Source organism: Tropicimonas sp. TH_r6 (assembly GCF_033101155.1).
Taxonomy (GTDB): domain Bacteria; phylum Pseudomonadota; class Alphaproteobacteria; order Rhodobacterales; family Rhodobacteraceae; genus Tropicimonas.
The window spans coordinates 1-1,535 of record NZ_JAWMPX010000080.1 but is presented as its reverse complement, the minus strand read 5'-3'; the positions used below and the strand labels follow the sequence as shown (position 1 = coordinate 1,535).

Genomic DNA, 1,535 nt, shown 5'->3' with positions numbered 1-1,535 from the left:
TTCGTCGTCTTCGTCGTCTTCGTCGTCTTCGTCGTCTTCGACATTTCTAGATCCACGCATACGTTCAACGGCATTCAGCACCGTTTTAAAAAGATCGGGCTTTCCGATGGTGTATAGCACCACCGCAATCACCAAAGCGCAGACCGAACCCCAAGTATCTACGAGACCATCAAAGCGGCATTGGTCACACCAGATATCGACTGCGGCCGCCCCAACCAGGAACACCACAATACTTACGGCCACAAGGCGCAGGATGAAGTCCTTGGTACGCTCCTTGGCGGCTGCTGCCTCGGCTTGGATCCGATCCACTTCAGCCTTGGCAAATTCAATCTTGTCTCGGGTTGCCTCCAGGTCGTCGAACGACTGGCCAACCTTCACTCGTCTTTCCATAACCCGCTCCCTCCTCAGGGTGCGAGTCGTCCGAACTCACCCATCCCATTCTATTTCCCTGCGGATTCAGTCGAGCGACTCATCGTCTGGTCGGTTCAACCGTTGGGTAGGGTGTCGCCGCTTGGCAGTGGCGATCCTCCGCAAGGTTCGCCTAATCCGAGGCGAAACCGGCAGTGTACGTGCCGTGGTTCGATTGGAGCATGCTTCCTCCTTTTCTGGCCGACTTCGTGCGGCCGCTCCGACTACCCCACCATGGGACAGCAAGTCTGAATATACATCTTGTGCTAGAAGAGTGCAAGGTATGCGCAAATATACGCAAAGTCTTTCGTGAACTTCTGTCCGAAATTCTTGTCCTAAGGATTCCTCCGGTGGCTTGAGCGTAAACAGACATTGGACAGTGTCCCAAGCTTTGGTGCAGTGGGCCGAAACCCGCTGCTAGCAGGCATCGGACAGAACCCGCCTTGGTTAGGCGACGATTGGCAGGTCTGTCAGCACCGTCTCCGGCAACTCGGATGCAAGAAACCCAAGCCAAGCCAGAATGGTGATGATTGCCTCAATGAATCGGTGGTTCGGCTGTGGAATCTGGTTACAAAAGGGCGAAGTAATGGGGGGACGCGCCAGAAAACTGGTTTCAACTCGACTGTGGATTTTGGTTACATCCTGGCCGAAAAAACAGAAGCACTTTCCGCCGCAGATACAGTCGCTTAGTCGCCAACTATGCGGGGGAACGGACAACTTCCGGTGGTCGCCCTCCTGAAGTCCCAACCGGCACCAGTCAGCTCGGTAAGCCCTTATCCCGACAAGGGGTTAGGCGGTTTTAAAACGGCGCTCTCAGGTGCGGTGGTCTATCCGAAGTAGATGAAAAACGCCCCGGCCAACAGGTAAGGTATGAGCAGGACAATCGCCAAGGTTCGCCATCCCTTGTCTTTCGTCATCTCATGGACATTGGAATGGATCAAGTTTCGGTTGTAGCCCTTCAAGGCCTCAATTTCCTTGGACAGATCGGCGCTGATTTCGTCCAAGGTTTCATATGTCGTGGGCCACTCCCACTGTTCCTTGCCTTCGAACCTCTCCCGCTCGATCTCGGACCGGAAGTCCCCCGGCCAGTGTCGATACTCGATACGAAAAGCGGCGGCATCCCCGAC

General features: G+C 54.9%; 2 protein-coding genes. Both read right to left on the bottom strand.

Annotated elements, in window-relative coordinates; all coding sequences use genetic code 11:
* Positions 1-390: hypothetical protein (locus R3X27_RS25470; RefSeq protein ID WP_317711718.1), on the bottom strand; the 390-nt coding region annotated here is incomplete at its 3' end.
* 845 nt (positions 391-1,235) lie between these two features.
* On the bottom strand, positions 1,236-1,535 hold a 300-nt coding region (locus tag R3X27_RS25465), incomplete at its 5' end, for a hypothetical protein (RefSeq protein ID WP_317711717.1).